The following is a 25,721-nucleotide window of genomic DNA, read 5'->3' on the forward strand; positions in this document are numbered from 1 at the left end:
AGGCAAGCCAGCTCCCACATCTCGATGTGTAAATACATGCCAGTGTGGGAGCTGGCTTGCCTGCGAAGGCGTCCGCACAGCCACCGCCTATCTATGCTGTTACCATACCCGGCCGGACGCGGCGCCCTGCTGCGCGCAGGAGTTCGCATGGCCCACCCGTTTGAAACACTCACCCCAGACCTGGTGCTCGACGCCGTCGAAAGCATCGGTTTTCTCAGCGACGCGCGAGTTCTAGCGCTCAACAGCTACGAAAACCGTGTGTACCAAGTGGGCATCGAAGACGCCGAACCGCTGATCGCCAAGTTCTATCGCCCCCAGCGCTGGACCAACGAGGCGATCCTGGAAGAACACCGCTTCACCTTCGAACTGGCCGAGTGCGATGTACCGGTGGTCGCCCCGTTGGTCCACAACGGTCAGAGCCTGTTCGAACACGCAGGTTTCCGCTTCACCCTGTTTCCCCGCCGTGGCGGCCGCGCACCAGAGCCGGGCAACCTCGATCAGCTTTACCGACTTGGGCAACTGCTCGGGCGTTTGCACGCGGTGGGCTCCACCCGCCCGTTCGAACACCGCGAAGCCCTGGGGGTGAAGAACTTCGGTCACGACTCCCTCACCACCTTGCTTGAAGGCAACTTCATTCCCAAAAGCCTGTTGCCGGCCTACGAGTCCGTGGCCCGCGACCTGCTCAAGCGTGTGGAAGAGGTTTACAAGGCCACGCCGCACAAGAACATCCGCATGCACGGTGACTGCCACCCCGGCAACATGATGTGCCGCGACGAGATGTTCCATATCGTCGACCTGGATGACTGCCGCATGGGCCCGGCGGTGCAAGACCTGTGGATGATGCTGGCTGGCGACCGCCAGGAATGCCTCGGCCAGCTCTCGGAACTGATGGACGGCTACCAGGAATTCCACGACTTCGACCCCCGCGAACTGGCGCTGATCGAACCACTGCGCGCCCTGCGCCTGATGCACTACAGTGCCTGGCTGGCGCGACGCTGGGACGATCCCGCATTCCCCCATAGCTTTCCGTGGTTTGGCAGCGAACGGTATTGGGGCGACCAGGTGCTGGCGTTGCGCGAGCAACTGTCGGCGCTCAATGAAGAACCGCTGAAGCTCTTCTGACCTGGCCCTGCCTCCTGTGGGAGCTGGCTGTCCATGCTCGCCCCCACGCTCTGCGTGGGCGCGCATCCTGTGACGCTCCGCGTCACGATTTAAGAGCAGACGCAGAGCGTCCAAGGCGGCGTTACCACGCAGAGCGTGGGAACGAGCGTTGTCTGACAAATATCCTTACAATTGCGCTTTGTTAGCTGCCTAAGCAAGGATTCTGCAATGCAAGCCGCCAACCCTCGCAAGGGGTACATCCTGGGCCTGAGCGCCTATGTCATCTGGGGTCTGTTCCCGCTCTACTTCAAAGCCATCGCCAGCGTGCCCGCCGCCGAGATCATCGTGCACCGCGTGTTGTGGTCGGCGCTGTTCGGTGGGCTGTTGCTGATGGTGTGGAAACATCCCGGCTGGTTTCGCGAGCTGCGCGACAACCCCAAGCGTCTGGCGATCCTGGCCCTCAGTGGTTCGTTGATTGCCGCTAACTGGCTGACCTATGTGTGGTCGGTGAACACCGGGCGCATGCTTGAAGCCAGCCTGGGTTATTACATCAACCCGCTGGTGAATGTGCTGCTGGGCATGCTGATCCTCGGCGAGCGCCTGCGTCGTTTGCAGTGGGTGGCTGTCGGGTTGGCTGCGGCGGGTGTGGCGCAGCAGGTGTGGCAGGTCGGTAGCCTGCCGTGGGTGTCGTTGGCACTGGCGCTGACGTTTGGCTTCTACGGTTTGATCCGCAAGCAGGCACCGGTCAAGGCGCTGCCAGGGCTGGTGGTGGAAACCTGGATGCTGGTACCGATTGCCGTCGCCTGGTTGCTGTTCAACCGGACCGCCCACAGCGCGCAACTGGCGTTCTGGAGCACCTCCGAGGCCTGGTGGCTGGTGGCCGCAGGCCCGGTGACGCTGATTCCCCTGGTGTGCTTCAACGCCGCCGCACGGCATTTGCCCTACACCGCCCTGGGCTTTTTGCAGTATGTGGCGCCGACGCTGGTATTGCTCGAAGCCGTGCTGCTGTTCGGTGAACACTTGGCGCCGAGCACGTTGATCGCCTTCGCCTTTATCTGGGCCGGGTTGGTGGTGTACAGCCTGGATGCCTGGCTGACCGTGCGCAAACGCTGATCAAATAACGTACAACCCTCTGCAAGCCACAGCATTCGTGGCTTGCAGCGTTCCACCCCAAGGTTATCCACAACCTGATCCCCGCCATTTGTGCACAAGCCCTTGAAACTGCTCGTTTTTTGCTCAACTTGCGCAGATGCCCGGCGGGCGTGGCCTGGCATCGGGTCTCTACAGGTTATCCACAGGCCCATGCAAGATTTCGATGCATAACCCTGTGGATCGTTACTCCTCCTGACGTAACTCCACCATCAAGTCATCGGCCAAGGTTTCCAAAGCCTCTTGCAAGGTTTCCAACGACAGCGTGGCCGGCACTTGCAACAACGCCTCGGCGTTGAACAGCGGATCACCGCTCATGGGCGCCGGGCGCACATCGGTGCTCAGGCGTTCCAGGTTGACACCCTGCTGGCTCAACAGCGCGGTGATCTCGCGCACGATGCCCGAGCGATCATTGCCCACCAGGGTCATCAGGATCGGCTTGGACGCCGATGCCTGGCCGCTGCTGCCCTCACCCACCAACACGCGAATGCCGTGGGTGGATAAATCCTCCAACGATCCCACCAATGCCTGGCGCTGCTCGCTCGGCACACTGACCCGCAGAATCCCGGCAAACTGCCCGGCCATGTGCGCCATGCGGCTTTCCAGCCAGTTACCACCATGGCTGGCAATGTTCTGCGCGATGCGTTCAACCAGGCCGGGTTTGTCGGCGGCGATAATAGTGAGTACAAGATGGTCCATGGCGCAGTCCCTCGGTTGGTTGATCCTCGATTATAGACATGCCGCGTTTATCCAGAACGTATGCGTGATCGTCAACGGCCGTCGCAGGCAAGCCAGCTCCCACAGACAAATCGTGTACCATTTTTATATTTATCTGGAACAATCTCATAGTTTTTTGAGAACATCCGGTTCTCCGCTGTGACCGTACGACCAAAGTGGGTCGCTAAACGACGTATTTAGTCTAATTTTCACAACCGCAAGTCATCATGTAGTATGCCCAACCGTGCACTACATAATGAAAATCTGAAAAAGCGCATAAGCTCCGCAGAGTGAGGCAAGCAATGACTGAACACGTTCAAGTCGGTGGCCTGCAGGTCGCCAAAGTCCTGTTCGACTTCGTGAACAACGAAGCCATTCCCGGTACCGGCATCACTGCCGACCAGTTCTGGGCCGGTGCCGACAAGGTCATCCATGACCTGGCCCCGAAGAACAAAGCCCTACTCGCCAAACGCGACGACTTCCAGGCGCGGATCGATACCTGGCACCAGACCCACGCAGGCCAGGCCCATGACCCGGTGGCCTACAAAGCGTTCCTGCAAGACATCGGCTACCTGCTGCCAGAAGCCGCAGACTTCCAGGCCTCGACCCAAAACGTCGATGATGAGATCGCACGCATGGCCGGCCCACAGCTGGTCGTGCCGGTGATGAATGCCCGTTTCGCCCTGAATGCCTCGAATGCGCGCTGGGGCTCGCTGTACGACGCGCTGTATGGCACCGACGCCATCAGCGAAGCCAACGGCGCCGAGAAGGGCAAGGGCTATAACAAAGTGCGTGGCGACAAGGTGATTGCCTTCGCCCGCGCCTTCCTCGACGAAGCCGCACCGCTCAGCGCCGGCAGCCACGTCGATTCCACCGGCTACAAGATCGTCGATGGCAAGCTGATCGTCAGCCTCAAAGGCGGCAGCAACAGCGGCCTGCGTGACGATGCCCAGTTGATCGGTTTCCAGGGCCCTGCGGCCGAGCCGATTGCGATCCTGCTCAAGCACAATGGCCTGCACTTCGAGATCCAGATCGACGCCAGCACCCCAGTCGGCCAGACCGACGCTGCCGGCGTCAAAGACGTGCTGATGGAAGCCGCGCTGACCACCATCATGGACTGCGAAGACTCCGTCGCCGCCGTGGACGCCGATGACAAAGTGGTGATCTACCGCAACTGGCTCGGCCTGATGAAGGGCGACCTGGCCGAAGAAGTGGCCAAGGGCGGCCAGACCTTCACCCGCACCATGAACCCTGACCGCGTCTACACCGGCGTGGATGGCAGCGACGTGACCCTGCACGGCCGTTCGCTGTTGTTCGTGCGCAACGTTGGCCACTTGATGACCATCGACGCGATCCTGGATAAAGACGGCAACGAAGTGCCCGAAGGCATCCTCGACGGCCTGATCACCAGCCTGGCGGCGATCCACAGCCTCAACGGCAACAACACACGCAAGAACAGCCGCACCGGTTCGGTGTACATCGTGAAACCGAAGATGCACGGCCCGGAAGAAGCCGCGTTCACCAACGAACTGTTCGGTCGCATCGAAGAGGTGCTGAACCTGGCGCGCAACACCCTCAAAGTCGGGATCATGGACGAGGAGCGCCGCACCACGGTCAACCTCAAGGCCTGTATCAAGGCGGCCAGCGAGCGTGTGGTGTTTATCAACACCGGTTTCCTCGACCGCACTGGCGATGAAATCCACACCTCCATGGAAGCCGGCGCGATGGTGCGCAAGGCGGCCATGAAGGCGGAAAAATGGATCGGCGCCTATGAGAACTGGAACGTCGATATCGGCCTGAGCACCGGCCTGCAAGGTCGTGCACAGATCGGTAAAGGCATGTGGGCCATGCCCGACCTGATGGCGGCGATGCTCGAGCAGAAAATCGCTCACCCACTGGCCGGCGCCAACACCGCCTGGGTACCTTCGCCAACCGCCGCGGCCTTGCATGCTTTGCACTATCACAAGGTCGATGTGTTTGCCCGCCAGGCCGAACTGGCCAAGCGCGAGCGCGCCTCGGTGGACGATATCCTCACCATTCCTTTGGCCAGCAACACCGATTGGTCCGAAGAAGAGATCCGCAACGAACTGGACAACAACGCCCAGGGCATCCTCGGCTATGTAGTGCGCTGGATCGACCAGGGTGTGGGCTGCTCCAAGGTGCCGGACATCAATGATGTCGGGCTGATGGAAGACCGCGCCACCCTGCGTATTTCCAGCCAGCACATCGCCAACTGGCTGCGCCACGGCATCGTCAACGAAACTCAAGTGATGGAAAGCCTCAAGCGCATGGCGCCCGTGGTAGACCGCCAGAATGCCGGGGATGCGTTGTACCGCCCATTGGCTCCGGATTTCGACAGCAATATCGCGTTCCAGGCAGCGGTGGAGTTGGTGATTGAAGGGACCAAGCAGCCTAACGGCTATACCGAGCCTGTGTTGCACCGCAGGCGTCGGGAGTTCAAGGCCAAGAACGGCCTGTAAATGAAAAAAGCCCTGATCGAAAGATCAGGGCTTTTTTATCAGTGTCAGTTAGACCGCGTTGCCTGAATCGCAGTTCAAGCCAGCTCCCACAGGGGAATGCATTTCAAATGTGGGAGCCGGGCTTGCCCGCGAAGAGGCCAGGCCAGTCACCCCACACTCAGGGCACCATCCCCAACTCCCGCTTCACCAACTTCGCCAACTTCACGCTATCAATCGGCTTGAGCAAGAAATCCACCACGCTCAAATGCATCGCATCAATCACATCCGGCGCTTCCGCGTCTCCAGACATGATGATGATCGGCAACGCCGCACGGGTGGACTCACGCACCTGGCGGATCAATTCCAGGCCATTGCTGGGCGCCATGCGCAGGTCGGTGATCAGCAAACCGATGGAACTGCTCGTCTTCAACAAATCCCACGCAGCCTCGCCACTTTCGGCAGTCATGCAGCGAATACCGTCGAGCCCAAGGATTTCCGCCAACAGTTCACGCGCGTCCTTGTCGTCGTCCACGATCAATACGCGTTGGGGGGGTAAGTCGGGCTCCAGCATCACGGCGCTCAGCGCCTCGCGCTCGGCATCACTCAAAATATCGTGGTCGGACATACGTTTCTCAGCAGTTCTCATCAATCTCCCAGCACACTCGTCAGACATCTGCGGAAGGGCGAACAATGTGCACTTCGTCGGAAAGTTTGCCTAGTGGGCTTTCTACGGGTTTTGGACGATTGTCATGTAAGGTTTTTCCCTAGTTTTGCGCGGTATTCCTCGACCTAGACTTACGTCCAATGGGCACCCACCGCGCAGGAGTCGACCATGCAGCACGATAACGACAAAAACACTGCGGTCACTGTTATGAGTAAAGCTGATGCATTCGCACAGGCGGGTAAAACCGCGGTGTTGCAGAACATCCACGGCACCCTGCAATTCCTGCAACGCTTCCCGCCGTTCAATCAGATGGAGCAGGCGCACCTGGCCTTCCTGGTGGAACAGTGCCAGCTGCGTTTCTACGGCCCTGGCGACAGCATCCTCAAACCGTCGGGCGGCCCGGTCGAGCATTTTTATATCGTCAAACAGGGGCGGGTCGTGGGCGAGCGCCCAGACTCGGCGGACACCACCTTTGAAATCGCCACCGGCGAATGCTTCCCCCTCGCCGCCTTGCTGGGTGAACGCGCGACCCGCACAGAACACAAAGCCGCTGAAGACACCTTTTGCCTGCAACTGAACAAGCCGGCCTTTATCAAGCTGTTCGCGCTGTCCAGCCCGTTTCGTGATTTCGCCTTGCGCGGGGTCAGCAGCCTGCTCGACCAGGTCAACCAGCAGGTACAGCAAAAAGCCGTGGAAACCCTCGGCACCCAATACTCCTTGAATACCCGCCTGGGTGAATTGGCCATGCGCCACCCGGTCACCTGCAGCTCGCACACGCCGTTGCGCGAAGCAGTGACTTTGATGCACGAACAGCAGGTCGGCAGCATTGTGATCGTCAACGAACACAAGGCGCCCCTGGGCATCTTCACCCTGCGAGATCTGCGCCAGGTGGTCGCCGATGGCACCAGCGACTTCAGCCAGAGCATTGCCGGGCACATGACCCAGGCACCGTTTTACTTGAGCCCGGAACACAGCGCTTTCGATGCGGCCATCGCCATGACCGAGCGGCATATCGCCCACGTGTGCCTGGTGCAAGACCAGCGCCTGTGTGGCGTGGTCTCCGAGCGTGACTTGTTCTCCTTGCAGCGTGTGGACCTGGTGCACCTGGCCCGCACCATCCGCAATGCACCCCGGGTGGAAAACCTGGTGGCGATTCGCGGTGAAATCGGCCAGTTGGTGGAGCGCATGCTCGCCCATGGCGCCTCATCCACCCAGATCACCCACATCATTACGCTGCTCAACGACCACACCGTGTGCCGGGTGATCGAGCTGACCCTCGCGGAAAAAGGCGACCCCGGCGTGCCTTTCAGTTGGCTGTGTTTTGGCAGCGAAGGCCGCCGCGAACAAACGCTGTACACCGACCAGGACAACGGCATCCTGTTCGAGGCCAAGGACGCCGTCGAAGCCGCCGACTTTCGTGGCCGCTTGTTGCCCCTGGCGCAGCACATCAACCAAAGCCTGGCGCTGTGCGGCTTCAGCCTATGTAAGGGCAATATCATGGCCGGCAACCCCGAGCTGTGCTTGTCTCGCGTGGAGTGGGCGCGGCGCTTCGGCGCGTTCATTCGTGAGGCGACGCCAGAAAACCTGCTGGGCTCAAGCATCTATTTTGACTTGCGCGTGGTGTGGGGCGACGAGCGCGGTTGCGAGCAACTGCGCCAGGGCATTCTCGACCAGGTGGCGGATAACCGCTTGTTCCAGCGGATGCTGGCCGAAAATGCGCTGCTGCGACGCCCGCCGGTGGGGCGTTTCCGCGAGTTCGTGCTGACCCGCAAAAATGGCGAAAAAGCCACCCTCGACCTCAAGGTGCAGGGCCTCACGCCCTTTGTAGACGGCGCGCGCCTGTTGGCCCTGGCCAATGGCATCCACGCCAACAACACCCTGGAACGCCTGCGCCAATTGGTGGACAAGGCCGTGATCGAACCCCTGGATGGCGCCGCCTATGAAGAGGCCTACCACTTTATCCAGCAGACCCGCATGCAGCAGCATCAATTGCAGACCCGCGAGAACCTGCCCTATTCCAACCGCGTCGACCCCGACAGCCTCAACCACCTGGACAGGCGCATCCTGCGTGAGTCTCTGCGCCAGGCCCAACGCCTGCAAAGCAGCCTGAGCTTGCGGTATCAACTGTGAGTTTGTTTGGCTGGCTGCGCGCCAAAAAGCCTGGGCTCAGCACCGCGCAGCAGCAGCGCCTGGAGCAGTTACCCACGCCCGCCGAACTGGGCGATGGCCCATTGCGCAGCCAGCGCTGGGTGGTGGTCGACCTGGAAACCAGCGGCCTGAACCTGCACCGCGACCAGGTGCTGTCCATCGGCGCCGTGGTCATCGAGGACGGTGCGGTGGATTTCTCCCAACTGTTCGAACGCACCCTGCAGCGCACCGACACCAAGCTCAGCCCCAGTGTGCTGATCCATGGGCTGGGGCCCAGTGCAATCGCCGCCGGCAGCGACCCGGCCGAGGCGTTGCTGGATTTCATGGCGTTCGTGGGCGACAGTCCACTGCTGGCCTTTCATGCGCCGTTTGATCAACACATGCTGTGCCGGGCGCTCAAGGACAGCCTGGGGTATCGCCTGGCCCACCCATTCCTGGATGTGGCTGACCTGGCCCCGCTGTTGTGCCCCGAGGCGCACATTCGCGAGGCCGGGCTGGATGACTGGCTCAACCACTTCAGGCTACAGGCCGGCGAACGCCATCACGCCAGCGCCGATGCGCTGGCGACAGCGGAGCTGATGCTGATCCTGTTCAGCCGTGCGCGACAGCAACAGATCGACACGCCCCAGGCGCTGCAAGCGCGTTTGGCCCAATGGAAACGGCGCCAACAAGCGCCTTCCCTTTAACGCTTCGCGCCCGACGCGGAGCATCGCAGGATGCATTCCCACGCAGAGCGTGGGAACGATCTCCCGACAGACGCCAATTGCGCCCACTCCACGCCTCTGCGACAATCGCGAATAATTCTCGTTAGTTTAAACCTCTTGTTTATTCGGTGATGCCTTGTCGTCGGTCCAGACCCCACGCAGTGAGCTTGTTGGTGCGTTATATCGCGACCACCGTGGCTGGCTGTTGGCTTGGCTGCGACGTAACGTGGCGTGCCCGAGCCGTGCCGAAGACCTGAGCCAGGACACCTTCATGCGCCTGCTGGGCCGTGATGAGTTGCGCGAGCCCCGCGAACCGCGGGCGTTCCTGGTGGCGATCGCCAAGGGTTTGCTGTTCGACTACTTCCGTCGTGCAGCTTTGGAGCAGGCCTACCTCACCGAATTGATGCTGATCCCGGAAAGCGAACAGCCTTCGCCGGAAGCCCAGCAACTGATCCTCGAAGACCTCAAGGCCATCGACCGCCTGCTCGGCAAATTGTCTAGCAAGGCCCGCGCCGCGTTCCTCTATAACCGCCTCGACGGCCTGGGCCACGCCGAAATCGCCCAGCGCCTGGGCGTGTCAGTGCCCCGCGTGCGCCAATACCTGGCCCAGGGCATTCGCCAGTGCTACATCGCACTGTATGGCGAGCCGTCGTGACCGCCATCGGTTCCAAACCGGTGTCGTCGCGCGTGCTGGATGCCGCGATTGCCTGGCAACTGTCCCTCGACTCGGGCAACGGCAACGCGGTGGAACAGGAAGAGTTCAGCAAGTGGCTGGCCAGCGATGAGGAACATGCGCGCGCCTGGCGCCAGTTGGGCATGCTCGACCAGCGTTTCAGCGTGGCCTCGGGCCCGGCCCGGGCGGCGTTGCTGCAATCGCGCCACGGCATCCGCCAACGCGTGCGCAAACTGGGCCGGGGCCTGGCCAGTATAGTGCTGGTGTGGGGCCTGGCGCTGTTTGCCGGTGAGCGTTACGTACCTATCCACTATTGGCTGGCCGACCAACGCACCGCCACGGGTGAGCAACGCATGCTGAAACTGGAGGACGGCACGCGGGTCAACCTCAACACCCATAGCGCCATTGATGTGCGCTTCGACGAAACACGCCGCTTGATCGTGTTGCAGGCAGGCGAAATCCTCATCGAAACCGGCCACAACGATTCACGCCCGTTCTACGTGCAAACCCGCGACGGCAGCCTGCGGGCGCTGGGCACTCGGTTTATCGTCAAACGCGAAGACGACGCCACGCGCCTGAGTGTGTTGCAGTCAGCCGTGGCCGCCCAGCCCGAGGCGTTGCACCAGGAACAGGTGTTCAAGGCGGGCCAGCAGGTGCTGATGCGCAGCGACGGCCTTGGCCCGCTGCTGGCCGTCACCCCGGCCACCGATGCTTGGACCCGCGGCATGCTGGTGGTCGACAACGCCCGGCTGGGGGATGTGATCGCGGAGTTGGCGCGCTATCGCACCGGCTACCTGGGTGTGGATAAGAATGTGGCCGACCTGCGCATCACCGGCAGTTTCCCGCTGCACGACACCACCTTGGCATTGAATGCGCTGTTGCCGACTCTGCCGGTGCAGATCGAGCAGCACACGCCGTGGTGGGTGACCGTCAAGGGTAAGCCTTAGGTCCTGTGCCTGGGCGATTGCTATCGCAGGCAAGCCAGCTCCCACATTTTGAACTGCGAACACCATCAACTGTGGGAGCTGGCTTGCCTGCGATGAGGCCCTCAAGCGCACCTGCGAAAAATATTTTCACTCACCCCTATCACTTTTCGATTCTCGCTCGGCACCTAGGCAATTGAGAAATATTTCCATTCAGGAGCCGCCCTTATGTCCCGCACGCTAGACACCTTGTTGCGCCCCAGCCTGTTAGCCGTGGCGATCGCCCTCAGCGCCCCGCTCGCCAGCACCCCGCTGATCGCCGCCGAACAAGCCTCCAGCGTGCGCGCCTATAACCTGCCCGCTGCGCCCCTGGCCACCACCCTGAACCAGATCGCCAGCCAGGCCGGCCTGGCGCTGACCCTCAACCCCGCACTCGCCGCCGGCAAGACCTCGGCGCCGGTCAAAGGCCAGTTCGATGCGCAGGGCGCGTTGCGTGAGGCCTTGCGGGGGACGGGGTTGCAGTTGGAGCAAAGTACGGCGCGGACTTTTACCTTGGCCGCGATTCCGCAAGGGGTTGTGGCGTTGCCCGAGACCAACATTATTGCCCAGGGTAACTATGAAAGTGCTTGGGGGCCGGTGGATGGCTATGTCGCTACTCGCACAGCGGCGGGCACAAAGACTGATACTCCTATCGCCGAGCTGCCCCGTTCCGTCACGGTCATTACTCGCCAGCAAATGGAAGACCGCTCCGTTCTCAACCTTAATGACGCCCTGCGCTACACCGCTGGCGTGCAGAGCAGTGGCTATGGCTCCGATTCGCGCAGTGATTGGTTACTGGTTCGCGGTTTTGTCCCGACCCAATTCCTCGATGGTCTGCCTTTGCCCAAGGGTAACTACGCCACGCCGAAAATCGATACTTGGAATCTGGAACGCATCGCCGTGCTGCGAGGCCCCGCTTCGTCGGTCTACGGGCAAACGCCACCCGGCGGCTTGCTGGATATGGTTAGCCGTCGCCCCGACGCCGAAAGCTCAAACGAGATTGAAGTGCAGGCAGGCAGCAACAACCACAAGCAGATCAACTTCGATAGCACCGGCAAAATCGACGACGAAGGCCAGTTCCTCTACCGAATCAGTGGCGTCGTGCGCGACAGCAATACGGCGGTAGACCACATCCCGGACAAGCGATACAACGTTGCCCCCAGTCTCACATGGAATATTAACGACGACACCAAGCTGACCTTGCTCACCCAATTTACTCGCGACGATACCGGTATCACCGGTCAGTTCCTGCCGCTGCAAGGCACTAAATTAAGCTCGCCAGCCGGCAAGATTTCCCATCATAAGAACCTAGGCGATCCAGACTGGGAGTTCTATGACCGCACTTACTACGCACTGGGCTACGCGTTTGAAACGCGCTTGAACGACACTTGGCAGTTCCGCCAGAACCTGCGATATACCAAGAACGACTTGTCGTTCCAGGGCCTTACCGCCGGGGGTGCGTTTTTTCCGAATGGCCCGGAAGCTGCAGTTGATGCCGACGGCAACGTAAGTCGCTCCGCCGGCAAGGTCGATGAGGACATCGGACAGTTCGCAGTCGATAACAATTTTCAAGCTAACTTCCAGACCGGTCCTGTAAGTCATACCCTATTGCTTGGTCTCGACCACCAGCGCTCCGACAGCAATGCACGCTGGCTATGGGGTTCAGGCGGTGTGCCCACCATTAACTTCAATCGACCGGTGTACGGGCAGGACTTTTCCAAGGTCCAGTACTTCACCATGTACGACTACAACCAAAAAACCCAGCAGACCGGTCTATACGTTCAAGACCAAATGGCCCTCGATAACTGGCGCTTGACTCTCGGCGGACGCGAGGACTGGGTACACACAGGCACCACCTTCCACAACTTGAACGACGCCACCAATACCCAACGTGACAAGCATTTCAGCGGTAACGCCGCGCTGAGCTACGTCTTCGAAAACGGCATTACTCCATACTTGTCTTACGCCGAATCATTCCAAGCGGGTTCGGGCACTCAAGTAGCCAGCACTGGGGCTTTCAAACCAACTGAGGGCAAGCAATACGAAGTCGGTGTCAAATACCAGCCACCTGGCACCAAAGCCTTGTTTACCGCAGCGGTGTTCGACCTGACTCAGCAGAACACCTCGGTTACAGAGGGCAGCATCACGCGCCAAGTTGGCGAGGTTCGGGTTCGCGGCCTGGAACTTGAAGCAAGCGCAGACGTTACTGAAAGCCTAAAGCTGGTGGGCTCCTACACCTATAACGATAGCGAAATCACCCAAGGCGCAGCCGCTGAAAAAGGAAATCGTCTGAACCAGTTGCCTCGCAATCAAGCCACAGGATGGGCTGACTACACCTGGCGCAGCGGTCCGCTGGACGGTTTCGGTGTAGGTGCGGGCGTACGGTATGTCGGTGACACTTACGGCAACGCTGCCAACACCGAACTCGGCCACGTAGGGTCCTACACCGTCTACGACGCCTCGGTGCATTACGACCTTGGCCGTGTAAGCAATGCCATGAAGGGTGTAACGGTGGCCGTCGACGCCAAGAACATCTTCAACAAGGACTATCTGTCCACCTGCGATGGTTTCTACTGCTACTACGGCGACCAACGTAACGTAGTAGCCAGCGTGAACTACAAATTCTAAGACGGTGAAAAACCGCTGATAAAGGGCCGCCTGAACCGCGGCCCTTTTGCCTTTGGAGCCGTGATGAAAAGCAAAACCATCCGCCGCTGGTCCTTCATCCACACCTGGACCAGCCTGATCTGCACCGTATTCCTGCTGCTGCTCGCCCTCACCGGCCTGCCGTTGGTGTTTCACCACGAGATCGACCACCTGCTGGGCAATGAGCCCGAACTGGCGCAGATGCCCGCCGATACGCCCCGGCTCAACCTTGAGCAGCTTGTGGCTAAAGCCCAGGCCCATCGCCCCGGCGAGGCCATGCAGTACCTGGCCTGGGACGAAGACGACAACAACGGCGTGATCGCGATCATGGCGGCCACAGCAGGCACGGAGCCGAACTCGTCGTACACCTTCATGCTCGATGCCCGCACTGGCGAAACCGTCGAAATGCCGTCTGCCAATGGGGGCTTCACCCTGTTCCTGCTGCGCCTGCATGTGGATATGTTTGCCGGGCTGCCGGGCAAGTTATTGCTGGCGTTCATGGGCATTCTGTTTGTGCTGGCGATTATCTCGGGCACGGTGTTGTACCTGCCGTTCATGCGTCGCTTGAAGTTCGCCACGGTGCGCCAGGATAAGTCCACCCGCCTGCGCTGGCTCGACCTGCACAACCTGATCGGCGTGGTCACCCTGACCTGGGCGCTGGTGGTGGGTGTGACTGGCGTGATCAGCGCCTGCGCCGACCTGATCATCGCGGCGTGGCGCGAGGACAGCCTCAGCGCCATGATCGAACCCTACAAGAACGCCCCGCCGCTGACCCAGCGCGCACCCGCCACCGAGCTGTTGAGCATTGCCGCCAAGGCCGCACCGGGTATGGAGCCAGACTTTATCGCCTTCCCCGGCACACGCTTCTCCAGCGAACATCACTACGCTGTGTTCATGAAAGGCAGCACGCACCTGACCTCCCATTTGCTGACACCGGTCCTGATCGACGCCAGCACCCTGGCCGTCACTGCCATCGCCGAACGGCCGTGGTACATGGACGCCATGGGCATGTCCCAACCCCTGCATTTTGGTGATTACGGCGGCATGCCGATGAAAGTCCTGTGGGCGGTGCTGGATGTGTTGACCATCATCGTGCTGGTCAGCGGCATTTACTTATGGATTGTACGGCGCAAGGCGGCCAGGGTATGAAGCCGCGGCAGTCGAATTTCTGGAAGGTGTTTGCCATACCACTGGGGATTGGCCTGCTCAGTGCCGCCGGGTTATTTGCAGCGCTGCTGGGGGATGGGTGGTGGGATTCGTTGAGTTGGATCGGGCTCGGGATACCGGCAATGATGGGTGTATGGGGGTTGGTTAAGCGGCGCGGCTGAGGTCGCTATCGCAGGCAAGCCGGCTCCCACATTTTGACCTGGGAACGCCGTCCAATGTGGGAGCTGGCTTGCCTGCGATGAGGCCGCAAAAACAACGTGGCCCCCTCGCCAGGCACCGCACAACCCTCTAGGCTAGCCACAATTCACCTCGAGGAATGCCCATGTCCGCGCCCAGCATGACCTTGTTCCACAACCCAGCGTCACCCTTCGTGCGCAAAGTCCGTGTGCTGCTGATCGAGACCGGCCAACAAGACCGCGTGGCCCTGCACGCTTGCATGCCCACGCCCATCACCCCGGACGCCGATGTGGTGCAAGGCAACCCCACCGGCAAGATCCCGGCCCTGCGCCTGGCCGACGGTTCGGTATTGCACGACAGCCGGGTGATCCTCGATTACTTCGACCACCAGCATGTCGGCAACCCGCTGATCCCCCGCGACGGCTCGGCCCGCTGGCGGCGCCTGACCCTGGCCTCGATGGCTGACGGCATCATGGATGCCGCCGTGCTGGTGCGTTACGAGACCGCCATGCGCCCGCCAGAAAAACACTGGGCGCCCTGGCTGGAAGAACAGCGCAACAAGATCCGCCGCGCCCTCGCCGAGCTGGAGCGAGACGCCATTGCCGAACTGGCCAGCCACTTCGACATCGCCACCATCAGTGTGGCCTGTGCACTGGGTTATATCGACTTTCGTCATCCGGATATGCAGTGGCGCTCGGACAACCCCAAGCTTGCCGCCTGGTACGCCGAGGTCAGCCTGCGGCCTTCGATGCAGCAGACTCAGCCGCCCCTGTAGGAGCGAGCTTGCTCGCGAAAATCGTCAACGATAACGCGGGTAGTCTGGTTAAACGTGGTGTCTTGGCGTCCTTCGCGAGCAAGCTCGCTCCTACAGTGTGAGGCGGTGTGATTGAGGAAGTTGACCATCTTCGCCTTCATCTGCTGGTCTTCGCGCAGTCCGATCATTGCCCTTGCTCCACCTGGCGTTTACCCACGCCGTACCAATCCAGCTTGCGTGTCAGCACCATCACTGTGCCCAACAGGCCAAACAGCAACAGCGAGCCCATCAACAGCGCGTAATCCTCGGCACTGAGCAACCCGTACAGCAAGCCATACAACGCCGCCAGTCCGGCCGAAAACCCCAGGCCGTGGGCAACGCTGCGCAGCACATGGCACACGTAGAAGCCGATCAACACCACACAGGCGCTGGCGGATATCAGGTAGGCCAGGGCAAAGCCCAGATGCTCGGACAAGGACAACAGCAGCAGGTAGAAGAACGCCAGCGCGACGCCCACCAAAGCGTACTGGATCGGGTGCACCGCCAAACTCTTGAGCACCTCGAACAGGAAGAAGCCAGCAAAGGTCAGCGCGATAAACAACAGCGCATATTTAATCGCCCGGTCGCTCTTGAGGTACTGGTCTACCGGGTCGATGAAGTTCACGCCAAAGCTGCGGTTGCTGAAGTTTTCACAGCCTTGCCCGTCCAGGCAGTTCTGCAGGGCTTGTTCCAGATTGGTGGAGAAGAATGTCGTCTGCCAATTGGCGCTGAAACCCTGGTCGGTGACCTCACGTTGAGCCGGCAGGAAGTTGCCGATAAAGCTCGGGTGCGGCCAGTTGGACGCGAGTGACACCTGGCTGGTCTTGCCCACGGGCACCACTTGCAGTTGCTCGGTGCCTTGCAGGCGCAGGTCGAAGGCGAACTCCACCACGGCGGGTTTCTTGCTGTCTTGCTCGGGCAACGTCACATGCACACCCTCGCCCAGCCAATCGACTTGGGAACCCGGCGAGAACTCCAGCCGCTGCTCACCCAGTTCCAGCTTCAGCGCGTTTTCAATGCCGCGAATATCACTGATGCCCACCGCCAGAAACGCCGGCTCAAAACGGTAATCGGCAAAGTCTTCGGTGATCCCCAACTGCGCAGGCAGCTCGAAACGCCCGCTGATACGGTTGTCGGCATGGAACAACCGCGCCTGGTAGATCCCCCGCGAGCGCAGTTCGGTTTGCACCTTGCCGTCGAGTTCAAAACGGTCCGGCAGGAAATACAGACGTCCGCGTTCTTCACGGGTTTCTTCGTAGCGCTTGTTGAGCTTTTCATTGAGCTTCCACTCACGCACGGTCTTGCGATACGGCACCACCATCACCGGCCCGGTGAGGCGCTGGGCAAAGCTTGAGCTTCTGGCAATGTCCATCAATACGCCGTCGCGCAGTTGCTGACGGTCGCTGATGATGCCGTTGATCATCAACAATGGAATCAGCAACAGCAGGATCAGCAGCGCAATCGCGCCCAATTTGAAAAGCAGGTTGCGGTTCATGGGTCTCTCCCTGTTTTGATGGGGAGAGTCTGCCCAGCCGGTATGGGGAGTTTATGTGGGCAATGTGGAGACTGTGTGGAGATGCAGCACCGCTTGCACGCCGCCTGGCACATTGCCGATCTGCAGGGTGCCGCCGTGCAGCTTCATCACTTCTTCGACAAAGTTGAGCCCCAGGCCCGTACTTTTGCGCCCACTGGCCGGGCGCGGCAGCGAGTAGAAGCGCTCGCTCAGGCGCGGCAAGGCGTAATCGGGAATCGCCTCGGCCTGGTTGAACAGGCTGACCTGCACCTCGTGATGCCGCACCTGGGCGCTGAACCTCAGCGTGCCGCCGGGCGGGGTGAAATCCAGGGCATTGTCCAGCAGGTTACCCAAAGCCTGGCGCAGCAGGAAGGGTTCGCCAAACACCCGCAGATCGGCGGCGATGGTCTGCTCGACGTGCAAGCCGGCGCCTTCGATCCGCGCACATTGAGCCTTGAGCACATCCTCAACCAGCGCGGCCAAAGGAATGCTCGACTGCTCTTCCAGACCCTGGCGCTGCTCCACCTGGGCCAGGTTCAACAGGCGTTCGATCAGCTGCTGCAGGCGCGCGCTTTCGCTGTCGATATTGCCGACAAACCGCTGCTGCTGCTCGCGGCTCATATCGCCCTGCAACAACTCCGCCGCGCCGCGAATCGCCGCCAACGGGCTTTTCAATTCATGGGTCAGGGTATGCACGTAGCGCTCTACGTAAGCCTTGCCTTCCAGCTGCGTGCGCATGTGTTCCACGGCGGTGGATAACTGCTTGAGCTCGCCGCCGCGATAATGCGGCAACTCGGCGCGGCGGCCCTCGCTCACGGCTTCGGCATAGGCGGTAAGGCGTCTGAGGGCCACCGTCAGCCACCACGACAATAGCGCGCCCAGCAGCAGCCCCAGGGTGACCAGCCCGGCGCCGTACCACAGCAGGCGCCGCTCGGTGCGATCCACGTAGGGTTGCAACGAGCTGTTGGGCTTGGCCACGGTGACCACGCCGATGATCTGGCCGTTATCGCGAATCGGCGCCCCCACGTGCATCACTGATGAAGTCGGGTCGTCCACATCGCTGCGGGTGGAGCGCGCGCCGTATTCGCCACGCAGGGTCAGGTACACGTCGTTCCATTTCGAATAGTCCTGGCCCACCGCTTCACCGCTGGAGTCGAGCAATACCCTGCCCTTGGCGTCAGTCACGTAGATGCGATGGTTGACCTGGTTTTTCGGCAGCCCCCAGATCACCGCACCCGGTTGACGGTTGCCATAGGCCTTGAGCAGCGCTGGCCAATGACTCTGGCCAAGGGTGCCGTTCTTCACGTCCTCGCGCAGGATTTCGGCCAACAGGTTGGCGGTGTCCACCAAGGTTTCTTCGGTGGACTGGCGCACGCCGGGGCGGATTTCCTTCATCACGGTGTTGAGCACGAAGTAGCCGGTCAGGCCGATAAACAGCGCATACACCAGGAAAATCCGCAGCCCCAGGCGCATCAGCTGTGGCTCGGGCTGTAGCTATAGCCGAGGCCACGATGGGTCTGGATCGGCTCGGCGTCCGCCGCCACACTCCGAAGCTTGCTGCGCAGGCTTTTGATATGGCTGTCGATATTGCGCTCGTAACCGGCATCAAAGGGTACGCCCACCGCGTCCAGCAGTTGCTCGCGGCTGAACACACGCTCGGGTTGTTCCAGCAGGCTTTGCAGCAGGCGGAACTCATGGCGCGTGAGGCTCAAGGGTTGGCCGCGATAGAGAATCTGCATGCGCTCCAGATCCACTTGGAACAGGGTTGGCGCCACACCCGGGCCGACCCGCTTGAGAATCGCCCTGACCCGCGCCGCCACTTCCCGTGGGCTGAAAGGCTTGACCACATAATCGTCGGCGCCGATCTCCAGCCCCACCACCCGGTCTATCTCGGCATCCCGGGCACTGAGGAACATCACCGGCACTTCACTGAAGCGGCGCAATTGCTTGCAGGTTTCAAAGCCGGTGATGTCCGGCAGGCCGATGTCGAGGATGACCAGGTCGGCCGGGGTCTGGCGCTGATGTTCCAGCGCGGCCTGGCCGAGCGTCAGCCAGGTAGTGGTGAAGCCTTCGCCTTGCAGGGCAAAGATCAGCGTGTCGGCTATTGCCGCTTCGTCTTCGACAATCAGGATGTGCGGCATGGGTTCAATCAGCAGTCCGGTTTGTCGGCAGTGTAACGACGCGCCGGGTTCACCGCAGCACCAAACTCACGCAGGGCCTTGGCGCCGATCAACAGTGGGTAGTTGAAACTGCTGCGGTCAGTGAGGTTGACCTCGACGGTGCGCTTGACGTCGCCCAGGCACATTTCCAGGTCGATCACCGGGCGCTTGGCCACGCTGGCTTCGTCCTTGTCATCATCTTCGTCGGCGCGGCTCTTGATCTTGCTGATGCGCGACACCTTGTGCTCATACACCTTGTTACCGGCATCCTCACCGCCGAGGCGGAAGCGCACCCAGTCATCGCCGTCGCGCTTGAAGGTTTCGATGTCACGCGCCGACAGCGAGGCGGTCAGTGCGCCGGTGTCCATCTTGGCCTTGAACGTCTGGCCGATCTCCGGCAACTGGATGTATTCGTAGCGACCGTAAAGGGTCGGTTCGGCCGCCATGACAGGTACGGCAACCAGGGCGAACGCGGCAAGGAGTAATTTCACGGCAGGATTTCCTCGAAAGAAGTGGGCGGAGTCTAGACCGCAAACACAGCACTTAGTTGGATGACCGAGCATATCGCGCACAGTGTGAAACATTCGTCGGGCATTTTGCGATTTGGCCTCTAGACTCACCTTGCTTATCATGGCCCGCCCACAGATTTCCAAGAGTTGCTTATGCGCCGCCTGCTCACCGGCTGTCTGGTTACACTGCTGCTGTTACTCAACACGCTGATCCTGATCGGCCCCTTGATGGTCTTCGCCCTGCTCAAGCTGGTGGCGCCAGGGCGCTCGCGTGACTATGCCTCATGGGCGGTGATGTGGATCGCCGAGACCTGGGCCGAGATCGACAAGCTGATCTTCGCCGCGTGCATCCCCACCCAATGGGATATTCGCGGTGGCGAGGACCTGCGCGGCGATACCTCTTACCTGGTGATCAGCAACCACCAATCCTGGGTCGACATTCCCGCACTGATCCAGGCATTGAACCGGCGCACACCGTTCTTCAAGTTCTTCCTGAAAAAAGAACTGATCTGGGTGCCCTTCCTCGGCCTGGCCTGGTGGGCGCTGGATTACCCCTTCATGAAGCGCTACACCAAGGCGTTCCTGGCCAAGCACCCGGAGCTGGCGGGGCAGGATTTGAAGATCACCAAGCAAGCGTGCGAGCTGTTCAAACGCCAGCCGGTCACCGTGGTCAATTACCTGGAGGGCACGCGGTTCAACGAGGCCAAGCGCACGCAACAGGCTTCACCGTATAACCGGTTGCTCAAGCCCAAGGCGGGCGGTGTGGCCTTTGTGCTGGCGGCGATGGGCGAACAGTTGGACGCGATCCTCGACGTGACCGTGGTGTACCCGCAACAAAAGATTCCGGGGTTCTGGGACTTGATCAGCGGCGCGGTGCCGAAGGTGATCGTGGATATCCGCACCCGCGAACTGGACCCGGCGTTGTGGCAAGGGGATTACGAGAACGATCCGGCGTTTCGCCAGACCGTCCAGAACTGGGTCAACCAGCTCTGGATGGAAAAGGATGCGCGCATCGAACAACTGCGCGAAGAGCCTTAGCTGCCGGTGCCCCAAGCCTGAGCCAATTTACCCAGTACGGAGCTGCTGGCGCCCTCGCCGCCGAGGTATTTCAGGATCACCGGGGCAAACTGACCGACCATGCCGCTGTCCATGCCCAAGGCGCTGAAGGCGGTGTTCAAGTCATTGGTGCTTTTCACGTTGCCCAACAGGCCGTCCAGGCCGCTGGTCTTGCTGCCGCCGGTTTGGCCGAGCATCCCGCTCAAGGCACCGAGGCTGCCCAATGCGTTATTACCCGACAGCTTGTCGAGGCCCGGCACACTGTTACTCAGCTGCGAGAAGTCATTGCCGCTCAATTTGTTCTTGGCCAGGCCCAGCATAGCGCCCGTGCCGCCCACCGCTTGCTCGGGGGTGATGTTCAGTTGCGAGGTCAAGGCCGTCAGCAGGTCGGCCGTCTGCGACGTGGGCGCGGCGGCAGCGGCCTTGTTGTTGCCACCCTGCATGCCGGAAATGGCGTTGGCTGCATCGCCAAGGCTGAAACCTGCGGCGAATACCGGGCCGGCGGCCACGGTCAACAGGCAGGACAGGGCAAAACCGCGTGAAATCTTCATCGAAACAACCTCTGGATATAGGGGTAAAGCAGGCGTTGGACTGGGTATCCCGTCGGTTGTTCCAAAGCCCCTCAGGAACCCATCGAGGATAAGCGGGTCCATGAACTGACTATAGAATTTGTCGAGAAGAGACTTATGACTGCGATCCAACCCCCAGTGATTGAGCACAAGCCTGCGTTCTGGAGCCGCCCTCGCCTGTTCATCGGCGCCTGCGTGGTGGTGGTTGCCGGTATCGGCGGCGCGCTCTACACCCAGGACAGCGTCAAATCCGCGGCGACATTGGTGACCACGACCCAGCAGCCAGCCGCACAGATCATGGCCCACAAGGATTACCTGGAAGTAGAACCGATTGCCTCCACGGCGCCAGCACCGGACCAAAGCCTTGAACTCTGGGCGATCCCTAAAGATGGCGCACCGGTGTCACTTGGCCTGTTACCGGAGGATGGCAAAGGCATCATTGGCCTGAACCCCCGCCAGCAGGAGACGATCAAACAACCGGTGGAGTTGATGGTAAGTTCTGAAACCAAAGGTGGTTCAGTGAGTAAGCAGCCAACCGGGCCTACGGTGTATCAAGGGGCACTGGCCACTCGCTAATCATCGGCTGCGCAAACTCGGTTCAAACTGTCGGAGCGGGCTTGCCCGCTCCAACGTCACCTGTAAATCGCCCATTACACGATCAGACATTTTGAATACTTATTCAATTTGATTATAGACCGTATAAAAAATGAATCTAAAAACCTGTCAACATTCACAGTAGCTCATATCAAATTAAATATTGATGATGGAGACTCCTTCAAGCACTGGAGCAAACAAGGATGAACCCCTCAACATTCAAAAAACAGCCTTCTCTGAGCATGTTCTGCCTGTCAGGTTTTATATCGCTGGCTGCGTTATTTGGAGCCACTTACGCGTCGGCGGAAAGCTGTCCAGATCTCAGTCAGGTCACTGGTTCCTTGGACAACGGAACCTACAAATACCAGTTTGGTAATTGGAAAGGCTCCAATCAGCCCGGCGCACCCGACGCTGAGAAGTCTTACCTGAATGCAGGGCTACACTTTGACAGGGTCACACTGGCGCAACGGGTAATTTCAAGTACAGAGGGATCGGAGGATCCCAATGAAACAGAAAGTCCGGGCACAACTGTCGCCTACATCAGATGCGATTATGTTGGCGCGGGAGATGACGCTCGAATCCGACTGGTCAAACGCGTCGGCGAGCTACCTAAACCGGATGCTGGCACTTGGGAAAATGAAACCACCACTAATACAGCCGGCACGATCAACAAGTACTGCACCCATACAAGTTGCTCTTTTAAATAAATACGACTACCAGACCTCTCAGCGTGGGTTGTCGCGTGGAGAATTCAAAGCCGCTAAACGCGCGTTACCTCACTATGAAAGTCCTAGCTTTCAAATAATGCAGCAGGGCGGCCGTTGGCCGCCCTTTTATCTTGAACTCAAGCTGCACTAAACAAACTATGCGGATCAATCACAAACTTCTTCGGCACGCCCGCATCGAACTCGCCATACCCGCGTGGCGCGTCATCCAGGCTGATCACCTGCACGCCGACGATCTCGGCAATGTTGATACGGTCCCACATGATCGCCTGCATCAGTTGGCGGTTGTATTTCATCACTGGCGTCTGCCCGGTGTGGAAGCTGTGGGATTTGGCCCAACCCAAGCCGAAGCGGATGCTCAGGCTGCCCATTTTCGCGGCGGCATCGACCGCACCTGGATCTTCAGTCACGTACAGACCTGGGATACCGATCTTGCCCGCCACGCGCACCACGCCCATCAGCGAGTTGAGCACCGTGGCAGGGGCTTCGGCCTTGACGCCGTCGTGGCCGTGGCCGCGTGCTTCAAAGCCCACGCAGTCCACGGCGCAGTCCACCTCCGGCTCGCCGAGCAACGCGGCGATCTGTTCGTGCAGCGGGGTGTCAGTGGACAGGTCGACCACTTCAAAACCCTGGGCCTTGGCGTGGGCCAGACGGATCGAGTTGACGTCGCCGATGATCACCACCGCTGCACCCAGCAAGCGAGCGGAGGCGGCGGCCGCCAGACCCACCGGGCCGGCACCGGCGATATAGACAGTGCTGCCTGGGCCGACGCCGGCAGTAACAGCGCCGTGGTAGCCGGTGGGCAGGATGTCGGAGAGGCAGGTCAGGTCACGGATTTTCTCCATGGCCTTGTCGCGATCCGGCAGTTTCAGCAGGTTGAAGTCGGCGTACGGCACCAGCACGTACTCGGCCTGGCCACCGGTCCAGTCGCCCATGTCGACGTAGCCATAGGCACCACCGGCACGGGCCGGGTTGACGGTCAGGCACACGCCGGTGTGTTGTTCCTTGCACGAGCGGCAGCGCCCGCAAGCAACGTTGAACGGCACGGAGACCAGGTCACCGATTTTCAGGTTCTCGACGTCGCTGCCTTTCTCGATCACTTCGCCGGTGATTTCATGCCCCAACACCAGGCCGGTCTGGGCCGTGGTGCGCCCGCGCACCATGTGTTGGTCGGAGCCGCAGATGTTGGTGGAGACCACGCGCAGGATGACGCCGTGCTCAATCTTCCTGCCACGGGGGTCCTGCATTTTGGGATAGTCGATTTTCTGTACTTCGACCTTGCCGTTGCCGAGATACACGACACCACGATTACCAGACATGCTTTCACCTCGCTGTTGTTTTTATGGAACTGCGTTGCCCTTGGGGCAGCGCGTTAAGTGCTCGGGTACAGATGCTGTTTCTTGTGTTGCTTGTAAGGGCCTCATCGCAGGCAAGCCAGCTCCCACAGTGGATCGGGTTCACACATCCAGGAATGGGAGCTGGCTTGCCTGCGATAGTGATCTAAAGAACGACGGTGCGATTGGCGTTCAAGAACACCCGCCGCTCGATGTGATACCCCACCGCCCGCGCCAATGTGAGCCCTTCGATATCCCGCCCCTTGGCAATCAAATCCTCGGGATAGTGGCTGTGATCCACCACCTCCACGCCTTGGGCGATGATCGGCCCTTCATCCAGATCGTTGTTGATGTAATGCGCCGTGGCGCCCACCAGTTTCACGCCCTTGTTGTACGCCTGGTGATAAGGCTTGGCGCCCTTGAAGCCCGGCAGCAATGAGTGGTGAATGTTGATGGCCTTGCCGTCCAGCTTGCGGCACAGCTCTGGTGACAGCACTTGCATGTAGCGCGCAAGAATCACCAGTTCGGCGCCGGTGTCTTCCACCACTTGCCACACCTGGCGCTCCTGGGACGGTTTGTCGTTGGGGTCGAGGGGGAAATGGTAGTAGGGAATCTGGTGCCAGTCGGCCAACGGTTTGAGATCAGGGTGGTTGGACACCACCGCGACCACGTCCATCGACAATTGGCCGATGCGCTGGCGATACAGCAGGTCGTTCAGGCAGTGATCGGCCTTGGAGACCATGATCACCACTTTGGGCCGGTAGTTCGGGGCCGTCAGTTCGAAGATCATGCCAAAAGCTTCACCACGGCTCGCCAAGCCGTCGCGGAACGCCTGCTCGTCAAAGCCGTCAGGCTGACGGAACTCAACACGAATGAAAAACCGACCCGAGAGGCGGTCGTCAAACGAATGGTGCTCGGTGACGTAGCAGCCTTGCTCAAACAGGTAGCGGGTGACCGCGTCCACCGTGCCGAGCACGCTGGGGCAATCGGCGGTCAAAATCCATGTATCGGGTGCGCGGCTCATGGGTCACTCCTCAGGCTGATCGTTCCCACGCTTTGCGTGGGAATGCCGCCATGGACGCTCTGCGTCCGCTTTTGGGACGCGGGGCGTGCCGGTATGCATTCCCACGCGGAGCGTGGGAATGATCATCATGCGACAACGCTCAGGCCGAACTCAGCCGAGGCATCCTGCAACCACAACCACCAGTAATCCGAGAAGCTGCGACGGATAAGCAGTTCCCAGGTGTCTTCAGCCGTATGACGGATCACCAATTGCGACTTGGCGAACACCGTACCCACGGCTTTGCCGACCGGGAAGTTGTTGGGGTGTACGTCGTAGCTGGTGGACTTCATCAGCACATCGCGCACATTCGGGCCGCTCAGTTCAAGAATCTGCTGGCCGCCGCTGACGTTGACGATCTGGATATGCAGGTCGCCCAGGGCGGCACGCAGGTTCTGTTCGGCGGCGAATTCTTCACCGCTCGGCACGATCAACAGCCACTCGTCCGGGCCAAGCCACTGAAGGCTGGTTTCACCTTTGAAGACCACACTCAGCGGGCCGGGCAGTTCAATGCCGACGGCCTTGTGTACGCCAGCGGCGAAGGCGGCGTCGTGGCCATCGCCACGGATAGTCAGGTGGCCGAGGAGTTTCTTTTCACGCACGGTCACGCCGGCATTCTTGCGGCCCTTGCCGACCAGGCTGGCAAGGTCGGCATGGTGCAGCGACGACTCGGCCTTGGCGCCGGTGGTGGGGCGTTGTTGGTAAACATTGGCTGCTGTCATAAAGCACCTGTTCTGAATTCTGTTGATCGTTGCCACGCTCCGCGTGGGAATGCCGCCATGGACGCTCTGCGTCCGCCCTTGGGGCGCAGAGCGCCCCGGAATGCATTCCCACGCAGAGCG

General features: G+C 60.5%; 25 protein-coding genes. 14 read left to right on the forward strand and 11 right to left on the reverse strand.

Going from position 1 to position 25,721, the window contains the following annotated elements; genetic code table 11:
- Positions 1-147 precede the first annotated feature (147 nt).
- Both QK296_RS10185 and rarD read left to right on the forward strand, forming a co-directional pair.
- Entirely contained in the window at positions 148-1,122 is a 975-nt protein-coding gene (locus QK296_RS10185) for a serine/threonine protein kinase (protein ID WP_282390881.1), read from the forward strand.
- Between the two features lie 207 nt (positions 1,123-1,329).
- Complete coding sequence (gene rarD / locus QK296_RS10190; protein ID WP_282390882.1) at positions 1,330-2,214, forward strand: EamA family transporter RarD; 885 nt, start codon at positions 1,330-1,332, stop codon at positions 2,212-2,214.
- Positions 2,215-2,436: 222 nt separating this feature from the next.
- Here rarD and QK296_RS10195 read toward each other — a convergent pair whose 3' ends face one another.
- Positions 2,437-2,949: an ACT domain-containing protein gene (locus QK296_RS10195; RefSeq protein ID WP_044271762.1), complete on the reverse strand. Its 513-nt coding sequence runs from the start codon at positions 2,947-2,949 to the stop codon at positions 2,437-2,439.
- 320 nt (positions 2,950-3,269) lie between these two features.
- On the opposite strand from QK296_RS10195, the gene QK296_RS10200 reads away from it, so the two are divergent.
- Positions 3,270-5,447 carry a malate synthase G gene (locus tag QK296_RS10200; protein WP_034133926.1) on the forward strand — a complete coding sequence of 726 codons (2,178 nt, stop codon included), beginning with the start codon at positions 3,270-3,272 and terminating at the stop codon, positions 5,445-5,447.
- A gap of 157 nt (positions 5,448-5,604) precedes the next feature.
- Here the strand turns inward: QK296_RS10200 and QK296_RS10205 are convergent, their stop codons facing one another.
- Positions 5,605-6,051 (reverse strand): response regulator, encoded by a 447-nt coding sequence (locus QK296_RS10205; protein WP_019817416.1) that lies wholly within the window; start codon positions 6,049-6,051, stop codon positions 5,605-5,607.
- Positions 6,052-6,297: 246 nt separating this feature from the next.
- On the opposite strand from QK296_RS10205, the gene QK296_RS10210 reads away from it, so the two are divergent.
- The 8 genes from QK296_RS10210 to QK296_RS10245 all read left to right on the forward strand — a co-directional run bounded on the left by QK296_RS10210 (position 6,298) and on the right by QK296_RS10245 (position 15,342).
- Positions 6,298-8,220: a putative nucleotidyltransferase substrate binding domain-containing protein gene (locus tag QK296_RS10210; protein WP_169855754.1), complete on the forward strand. Its 1,923-nt coding sequence runs from the start codon at positions 6,298-6,300 to the stop codon at positions 8,218-8,220.
- Entirely contained in the window at positions 8,217-8,924 is a 708-nt protein-coding gene (locus QK296_RS10215) for a 3'-5' exonuclease (RefSeq protein WP_034133927.1), read from the forward strand. Before QK296_RS10210 ends, QK296_RS10215 begins: the two co-directional genes overlap by 4 nt.
- Before the next feature lie 154 nt (positions 8,925-9,078).
- On the forward strand, positions 9,079-9,597 hold the full coding sequence (locus QK296_RS10220) for an RNA polymerase sigma factor (protein WP_003194824.1): 519 nt from the start codon (positions 9,079-9,081) through the stop codon (positions 9,595-9,597).
- Positions 9,594-10,562 (forward strand): FecR family protein, encoded by a 969-nt coding sequence (locus QK296_RS10225; RefSeq protein WP_282390883.1) that lies wholly within the window; start codon positions 9,594-9,596, stop codon positions 10,560-10,562. Before QK296_RS10220 ends, QK296_RS10225 begins: the two co-directional genes overlap by 4 nt.
- Positions 10,563-10,766: 204 nt before the next feature.
- Positions 10,767-13,205: a TonB-dependent siderophore receptor gene (locus tag QK296_RS10230; protein WP_282390884.1), complete on the forward strand. Its 2,439-nt coding sequence runs from the start codon at positions 10,767-10,769 to the stop codon at positions 13,203-13,205.
- Between the two features lie 63 nt (positions 13,206-13,268).
- Positions 13,269-14,372 carry a PepSY-associated TM helix domain-containing protein gene (locus QK296_RS10235; RefSeq protein WP_094773879.1) on the forward strand — a complete coding sequence of 368 codons (1,104 nt, stop codon included), beginning with the start codon at positions 13,269-13,271 and terminating at the stop codon, positions 14,370-14,372.
- Positions 14,369-14,551: a hypothetical protein gene (locus QK296_RS10240; protein ID WP_003194833.1), complete on the forward strand. Its 183-nt coding sequence runs from the start codon at positions 14,369-14,371 to the stop codon at positions 14,549-14,551. The genes QK296_RS10235 and QK296_RS10240 overlap by 4 nt, the downstream gene beginning before the upstream one ends.
- 161 nt (positions 14,552-14,712) lie before the next feature.
- Positions 14,713-15,342: a glutathione S-transferase family protein gene (locus QK296_RS10245; protein ID WP_094773880.1), complete on the forward strand. Its 630-nt coding sequence runs from the start codon at positions 14,713-14,715 to the stop codon at positions 15,340-15,342.
- On the opposite strand, the gene QK296_RS10250 is transcribed toward QK296_RS10245, so the two are convergent.
- From QK296_RS10250 to QK296_RS10270, 5 genes are read right to left on the reverse strand one after another with little or no spacing between them, the layout of a single operon-like run.
- Positions 15,327-15,509, reverse strand: coding sequence for a hypothetical protein (locus QK296_RS10250; protein ID WP_164692215.1), 183 nt, complete (start codon positions 15,507-15,509; stop codon positions 15,327-15,329). The two genes, QK296_RS10245 and QK296_RS10250, sit on opposite strands and share 16 nt — an antisense overlap.
- Positions 15,506-16,855, reverse strand: coding sequence for a cell envelope integrity protein CreD (gene creD / locus QK296_RS10255; RefSeq protein ID WP_094773882.1), 1,350 nt, complete (start codon positions 16,853-16,855; stop codon positions 15,506-15,508). The genes QK296_RS10250 and creD overlap by 4 nt, the downstream gene beginning before the upstream one ends.
- Positions 16,856-16,906: 51 nt before the next feature.
- A complete protein-coding gene (creC, locus tag QK296_RS10260; RefSeq protein WP_282390885.1) occupies positions 16,907-18,346 on the reverse strand; it encodes a two-component system sensor histidine kinase CreC in 1,440 nt (479 codons plus the stop codon).
- Positions 18,346-19,014, reverse strand: coding sequence for a two-component system response regulator CreB (gene creB / locus QK296_RS10265; RefSeq protein ID WP_003194839.1), 669 nt, complete (start codon positions 19,012-19,014; stop codon positions 18,346-18,348). Before creB ends, creC begins: the two co-directional genes overlap by 1 nt.
- An 8-nt stretch (positions 19,015-19,022) precedes the next feature.
- Positions 19,023-19,523 carry an ATP-dependent zinc protease gene (locus QK296_RS10270; protein WP_094773884.1) on the reverse strand — a complete coding sequence of 167 codons (501 nt, stop codon included), beginning with the start codon at positions 19,521-19,523 and terminating at the stop codon, positions 19,023-19,025.
- A gap of 171 nt (positions 19,524-19,694) precedes the next feature.
- On the opposite strand from QK296_RS10270, the gene QK296_RS10275 reads away from it, so the two are divergent.
- Positions 19,695-20,579, forward strand: coding sequence for an acyltransferase (locus QK296_RS10275; protein ID WP_282390886.1), 885 nt, complete (start codon positions 19,695-19,697; stop codon positions 20,577-20,579).
- Here the strand turns inward: QK296_RS10275 and QK296_RS10280 are convergent.
- Entirely contained in the window at positions 20,576-21,148 is a 573-nt protein-coding gene (locus QK296_RS10280; RefSeq protein WP_003194844.1) for a DUF2780 domain-containing protein, read from the reverse strand. The genes QK296_RS10275 and QK296_RS10280 overlap by 4 nt on opposite strands.
- Positions 21,149-21,283: 135 nt before the next feature.
- Between QK296_RS10280 and QK296_RS10285 the strand changes: the two genes are divergently transcribed.
- Positions 21,284-21,742 carry an anti-sigma factor gene (locus QK296_RS10285; RefSeq protein ID WP_003194846.1) on the forward strand — a complete coding sequence of 153 codons (459 nt, stop codon included), beginning with the start codon at positions 21,284-21,286 and terminating at the stop codon, positions 21,740-21,742.
- 221 nt (positions 21,743-21,963) lie between these two features.
- A complete protein-coding gene (locus QK296_RS10290) occupies positions 21,964-22,467 on the forward strand; it encodes a hypothetical protein (protein ID WP_144020179.1) in 504 nt (167 codons plus the stop codon).
- Positions 22,468-22,604: 137 nt separating this feature from the next.
- Here the strand turns inward: QK296_RS10290 and fdhA are convergent, their stop codons facing one another.
- The 3 genes from fdhA to soxG form a co-directional block, all read right to left on the reverse strand.
- Positions 22,605-23,804 carry a formaldehyde dehydrogenase, glutathione-independent gene (gene fdhA / locus QK296_RS10295; RefSeq protein WP_003194849.1) on the reverse strand — a complete coding sequence of 400 codons (1,200 nt, stop codon included), beginning with the start codon at positions 23,802-23,804 and terminating at the stop codon, positions 22,605-22,607.
- A gap of 181 nt (positions 23,805-23,985) precedes the next feature.
- Positions 23,986-24,843: a formyltetrahydrofolate deformylase gene (purU, locus tag QK296_RS10300; RefSeq protein ID WP_057702207.1), complete on the reverse strand. Its 858-nt coding sequence runs from the start codon at positions 24,841-24,843 to the stop codon at positions 23,986-23,988.
- Positions 24,844-24,968: 125 nt separating this feature from the next.
- The gene (gene soxG, locus QK296_RS10305; RefSeq protein ID WP_014720232.1) at positions 24,969-25,601 is read right to left on the reverse strand and encodes a sarcosine oxidase subunit gamma family protein; all 633 of its coding nucleotides are present in this window, start codon (positions 25,599-25,601) and stop codon (positions 24,969-24,971) included.
- Positions 25,602-25,721 lie beyond the last annotated feature (120 nt).

It is taken from the genome of Pseudomonas sp. AL10, from assembly GCF_029960685.1.
Lineage (GTDB): Bacteria > Pseudomonadota > Gammaproteobacteria > Pseudomonadales > Pseudomonadaceae > Aquipseudomonas > Aquipseudomonas lactis.

Excerpts from the sequence above, each read along its gene's own strand:
- QK296_RS10185 (WP_282390881.1), top strand. The coding sequence starts at position 148 with ATGGCCCACCCGTTTGAAACACTCACCCCAGACCTGGTGCTCGACGCC.
- rarD (WP_282390882.1), top strand. The coding sequence starts at position 1,330 with ATGCAAGCCGCCAACCCTCGCAAGGGGTACATCCTGGGCCTGAGCGCC.
- QK296_RS10195 (WP_044271762.1), bottom strand. The coding sequence starts at position 2,949 with ATGGACCATCTTGTACTCACTATTATCGCCGCCGACAAACCCGGCCTG.
- QK296_RS10200 (WP_034133926.1), top strand. The coding sequence starts at position 3,270 with ATGACTGAACACGTTCAAGTCGGTGGCCTGCAGGTCGCCAAAGTCCTG.
- QK296_RS10205 (WP_019817416.1), bottom strand. The coding sequence starts at position 6,051 with ATGTCCGACCACGATATTTTGAGTGATGCCGAGCGCGAGGCGCTGAGC.
- QK296_RS10210 (WP_169855754.1), top strand. The coding sequence starts at position 6,298 with ATGAGTAAAGCTGATGCATTCGCACAGGCGGGTAAAACCGCGGTGTTG.
- QK296_RS10230 (WP_282390884.1), top strand. The coding sequence starts at position 10,767 with ATGTCCCGCACGCTAGACACCTTGTTGCGCCCCAGCCTGTTAGCCGTG.
- QK296_RS10235 (WP_094773879.1), top strand. The coding sequence starts at position 13,269 with ATGAAAAGCAAAACCATCCGCCGCTGGTCCTTCATCCACACCTGGACC.
- QK296_RS10240 (WP_003194833.1), top strand. The coding sequence starts at position 14,369 with ATGAAGCCGCGGCAGTCGAATTTCTGGAAGGTGTTTGCCATACCACTG.
- QK296_RS10245 (WP_094773880.1), top strand. The coding sequence starts at position 14,713 with ATGTCCGCGCCCAGCATGACCTTGTTCCACAACCCAGCGTCACCCTTC.
- QK296_RS10250 (WP_164692215.1), bottom strand. The coding sequence starts at position 15,509 with ATGATCGGACTGCGCGAAGACCAGCAGATGAAGGCGAAGATGGTCAAC.
- creD (WP_094773882.1), bottom strand. The coding sequence starts at position 16,855 with ATGAACCGCAACCTGCTTTTCAAATTGGGCGCGATTGCGCTGCTGATC.
- creC (WP_282390885.1), bottom strand. The coding sequence starts at position 18,346 with ATGCGCCTGGGGCTGCGGATTTTCCTGGTGTATGCGCTGTTTATCGGC.
- creB (WP_003194839.1), bottom strand. The coding sequence starts at position 19,014 with ATGCCGCACATCCTGATTGTCGAAGACGAAGCGGCAATAGCCGACACG.
- QK296_RS10275 (WP_282390886.1), top strand. The coding sequence starts at position 19,695 with ATGCGCCGCCTGCTCACCGGCTGTCTGGTTACACTGCTGCTGTTACTC.
- QK296_RS10280 (WP_003194844.1), bottom strand. The coding sequence starts at position 21,148 with ATGAAGATTTCACGCGGTTTTGCCCTGTCCTGCCTGTTGACCGTGGCC.
- QK296_RS10285 (WP_003194846.1), top strand. The coding sequence starts at position 21,284 with ATGACTGCGATCCAACCCCCAGTGATTGAGCACAAGCCTGCGTTCTGG.
- QK296_RS10290 (WP_144020179.1), top strand. The coding sequence starts at position 21,964 with ATGAACCCCTCAACATTCAAAAAACAGCCTTCTCTGAGCATGTTCTGC.
- fdhA (WP_003194849.1), bottom strand. The coding sequence starts at position 23,804 with ATGTCTGGTAATCGTGGTGTCGTGTATCTCGGCAACGGCAAGGTCGAA.
- purU (WP_057702207.1), bottom strand. The coding sequence starts at position 24,843 with ATGAGCCGCGCACCCGATACATGGATTTTGACCGCCGATTGCCCCAGC.
- soxG (WP_014720232.1), bottom strand. The coding sequence starts at position 25,601 with ATGACAGCAGCCAATGTTTACCAACAACGCCCCACCACCGGCGCCAAG.